5 protein-coding genes, 1 pseudogene and 1 riboswitch are annotated in these 3,301 nt (G+C 65.0%); of the genes and pseudogenes, 2 read left to right on the top strand and 4 right to left on the bottom strand.

Features of this window, described 5'->3' with window-relative positions; translation table 11 throughout:
* Both EOD07_RS27980 and EOD07_RS27970 read right to left on the bottom strand, forming a co-directional pair.
* Window positions 1-319, bottom strand: a pseudogene (locus EOD07_RS27980) (ABC transporter permease); the annotation flags it as partial.
* 349 nt (window positions 320-668) lie between these two features.
* Window positions 669-1,277: a YkoF family thiamine/hydroxymethylpyrimidine-binding protein gene (locus tag EOD07_RS27970; protein WP_040980539.1), complete on the bottom strand. Its 609-nt coding sequence runs from the start codon at window positions 1,275-1,277 to the stop codon at window positions 669-671.
* Window positions 1,268-1,380, bottom strand: a riboswitch (TPP riboswitch). Its footprint overlaps the gene before it by 10 nt.
* 209 nt (window positions 1,381-1,589) lie before the next feature.
* Here EOD07_RS27970 and EOD07_RS27965 point away from each other — a divergent pair.
* Window positions 1,590-1,934: a hypothetical protein gene (locus tag EOD07_RS27965; RefSeq protein WP_127237689.1), complete on the top strand. Its 345-nt coding sequence runs from the start codon at window positions 1,590-1,592 to the stop codon at window positions 1,932-1,934.
* A gap of 156 nt (window positions 1,935-2,090) precedes the next feature.
* Window positions 2,091-2,300 (top strand): hypothetical protein, encoded by a 210-nt coding sequence (locus tag EOD07_RS27960; protein ID WP_127237688.1) that lies wholly within the window; start codon window positions 2,091-2,093, stop codon window positions 2,298-2,300.
* Window positions 2,301-2,306: 6 nt separating this feature from the next.
* On the opposite strand, the gene EOD07_RS27955 is transcribed toward EOD07_RS27960, so the two are convergent.
* The gene (locus tag EOD07_RS27955) at window positions 2,307-2,807 is read right to left on the bottom strand and encodes a porin (RefSeq protein WP_127237687.1); all 501 of its coding nucleotides are present in this window, start codon (window positions 2,805-2,807) and stop codon (window positions 2,307-2,309) included.
* A gap of 22 nt (window positions 2,808-2,829) precedes the next feature.
* The coding region (locus EOD07_RS27950) for a porin (RefSeq protein WP_127237686.1) at window positions 2,830-3,301 on the bottom strand (472 nt) is incomplete at its 5' end.

The following is a 3,301-nucleotide window of genomic DNA, read 5'->3' as shown; positions in this document are numbered from 1 at the left end:
GCCCGAAGCCGAACCACAACACCACCAGCGGCGCGATCGCCACCAGCGGCAAGGTCTGACTGGCGATCAGCAGCGGGAACAGCGCCCGGCGCAGGGGGGCCAAAAAATCGACCAGCGCCGAGAGGATAAAGGCTGCGACGAGAGAGAAGGCGAAGCCGGCCAGCGTGGCGCGGATGGTGGGCAGCGTGTTGTCGGCCAGTGCCGCGCGATTCTCCCAGGCTTGCGCCAGCACGCGGGACGGCGCGGGGAGCACAGTAGGGGCTATGCCGCCGAAGCGGGCGTAGAGTTCCCAGGCGGTGAGGAGAAGGGCGAAAGCCAGGGCGGTGGGAACGAGCTTGGCGAAGACCGGCGTGAGGGCTGATCTCCCCCCTTGCGGGGGAGATGGCCGGCAGGCCAGAGGGGGGTGTGACGGAACGCCAGCGTTCGAGACTTCGGCCTGAGAAATTGGTGAACGCCGCGCATGTAACCAACTGAGAGGCTGGCGGGACAGCACCCCTCTCTGCCCTGCCGGGCATCTCCCCCGCAAGGGGGGAGATTGGCCGTCGCGACCGCTTTCGCCGATCGCCGGCGTATGCCCAACTTGCGGAGCACGATCAGGGACACTTCCCTCACACGGATCAAATGAAACAGCCACGACATCTACCTCGACAGCTCGAGCTTGCGCGGGCTCAAACCGCGGTCGGGCTGTTCGCCGAAATCGTTATGTCGAGCGTCACATGCCCGGCGCCAGGGCCGAAGCGGCAGAACGCCTCGTTCAGCGTGGCGAACACCGCGCCGGCGTCGCCGCGCAGCTTGGTGCAGAAATGCTTCGAGCGCTCGAAGACGCCGGACTGTTTCAGGAAGTCGATGCAGCCATAGATCTCGTCCATGTGGTCACCGGTGCCCATCACATAGAGCGAGAACTGCGCCGCCACCGCCTGGCTGGTCGAGGGTGTCGCATGCACGGCACTGAGCGCGGCCGCCTTGCGTTCCTCGAGCGGGATAGCCGGGCCGCCGATCTCGTCGGAGCGGCAGATCGGGTCGTCCGGCTCGCCGGGGCAGCCGCGCGAGACCGCGGCCGACAGCACGCAATGATTACCGCTTTTGGCGGCCGCCACGAACAGGTCACGCATTGCGGGAAACAGCACTTCGGGCGGCCCGACCAGCAGCGTCGAAATGTCGTCGGTCTCGATCCGCAGCCTGTCGCGGTAAGGGTCGAGCGCACCGAGCGCGCCAAGGATGACGCCGACGAAATCGTCGGCCATGGGATAAAGGGAAATCTGTGCGCCGGAAAACATGGCCCGCCTCGCTCCGCTGGTATTATCCAGATCAGCTTTAGGGTCCGGAGGCTTGCCGCCACCATCTCAGCCCCGACCGTACAGAGCACCCCTGTGGATGGCCGGGTTAAAGCACTGTTCGAGCGAATGGGGAAGCGTTTTTTTGCAAGGCCAATTGGGCGGGGAGCCCCATCTCCCCCAGGGGGGAGATGGCCGGTTATGAGATTTTCGCGGATTCTCTTATAGCCGCTTTATCGTTCAAATTGTACGAATCGCGCTTGCTTACTTTTCGTACATAAAGTACGATACTTCCCTTCTTTTGAGGGGACTTGCTTGGACACCGCGAACCATGCCGCTTTCGCCGACCTCTCCCGCCCCTTGCTGTCGCCACTGCCGCTCGCCGAGCGCGAACGTCTTGCCGGCGCATGGCGCATGGCCAGCCAGGACATCGCCGACGACATCCGCTTCATCCGGCAATATCTGAAAGTGATCGCCGAGAAGGACGAGCGGCTTTCGACCGGCACGCTGGTGCATGGCCGCGCCTATGTCGAGGCCTGCGCGGCCTGGCTGCCGGTGACTGTGGCGCGGTATTCGCGCAATCTGAGGCTGATCAGCGAATGCGAAAGCGCGATGACGGCGGCGGGGATAAGGTTTGCCCGGTCGAGCGATGCGTGGTGAGCCCGGACAATCGTACCGCTGCAACCCTTAGGCCACCCGTCGCAAAATGCATCGTTTCACACAATTGCCAATTGGTGGACGCGCACGAGCGGCCGGTGGTTAATTCCTCTCAGGCGAAGGAGGGTAAAGCCGCACACCAGGGAGGAATTCGTTTTGATGGACCAGCACATCGACATCGGCGTACAGCCCGACGATCAGCCCTACGAAGTCATCTCATTCGCCCGGAAGCACGGCCTGACGATCCCGGTCGCGGACGCGGTCCTTTTCGCCAAGGGTCCGACGCCGTCGCGGGCCGCCTGCGACACGGCCGCGCTGGCTTTTCTGTGCGCGGTCGCGCGATACGCCGGAAAGCAAGGACGGCGGTAGCCTCGCCTACCAGCTGAACTGCAGCCCCGCGCTGCCGCCGACCTGACTGCCGGCGAAGGCGATGCCGAGCGTGCCGGTCAGCCGGCCGCCATGGTCGAAGCCTTCGCTCAGCACCGCAGCGCCAGTGATGCCGAAAGCATTGGCATAGCCGGCATTTCCCCAGTTGACGCGCAGGCCGAAGTGCTCGCCCTGCACGAGGTCGGGCGCGGCGAGCGCGGCCGAGATCGAGGCGTTCTCGAAGGCGCGTGTGATGCGATTGTCGATGTCGTCGACATGAGCGGCCAAGGCCGTCTTGCCGGTGACCGTCGTCGTCCCGCCCTCACCGTTGTCGACTTGCCGTTTGGTCACGCCAGTCTGGGCATTGATGCAGGTGTCGGTGCCCGGGCTGTAGTAGTAGTTGGGGCCATAGGCGGAGCAGACCTTGACATATTCGACCGCCGCCTGGGATGGCGCCGCAAAGAGCGCCGCCGCGCCGAAGATCGCCGGCGCAAGAAGATATCTGAACATTGATTGCCCCCAGCCGCGGCTCTTACCAGGTCAACTGCAGACCGGCATTGCCGCCGACCGTCTTGCCGGAGAAGGCGACGCCCGCGGCGCCGGCCAGCCGGCCGTTGCCACCGGGCATGAAACCCTCGCCCAGCACCGCCGCGCCGGTGACACCCATGGCGTTGGACTGACCGGCGTTGCCCCAGTTGACGCGCACGCCGAAATGCTCGCCCTGCACCAGGTCCGGGCTGGTCAGCGCCGACGCCACCGATGCACTCTCGAAGGCGCGCTGGATGTGGTGGTCGATATCGTCGACCTTGCTCGCCAGCGCCGTTTTGCCGGTGACCGTCCGCGTCCCGCCCTCGCCGTTGTCGACTTCCCGTTTGGTCACGCCGGTCTGGGCATTGATGCATGTGTCGGTGCCCGGGCTGTAGTAGTAATTGGGGCCATAGGCGGTGCAGACCTTGACATATTCGACCGGCTTGGCCGCTGCCGCCGCCCGGAAGCCGCTTGCC

This window comes from Mesorhizobium sp. M2C.T.Ca.TU.002.02.1.1 (assembly GCF_003997225.1).
The sequence above is the reverse complement of the archived record's forward strand: the minus strand, read 5'-3'. Positions and strand labels throughout refer to the sequence as shown.

Excerpts from the sequence above, each read along its gene's own strand:
- EOD07_RS27970 (WP_040980539.1), bottom strand. The coding sequence starts at position 1,277 with ATGTTTTCCGGCGCACAGATTTCCCTTTATCCCATGGCCGACGATTTC.
- EOD07_RS27960 (WP_127237688.1), top strand. The coding sequence starts at position 2,091 with ATGGACCAGCACATCGACATCGGCGTACAGCCCGACGATCAGCCCTAC.
- EOD07_RS27955 (WP_127237687.1), bottom strand. The coding sequence starts at position 2,807 with ATGTTCAGATATCTTCTTGCGCCGGCGATCTTCGGCGCGGCGGCGCTC.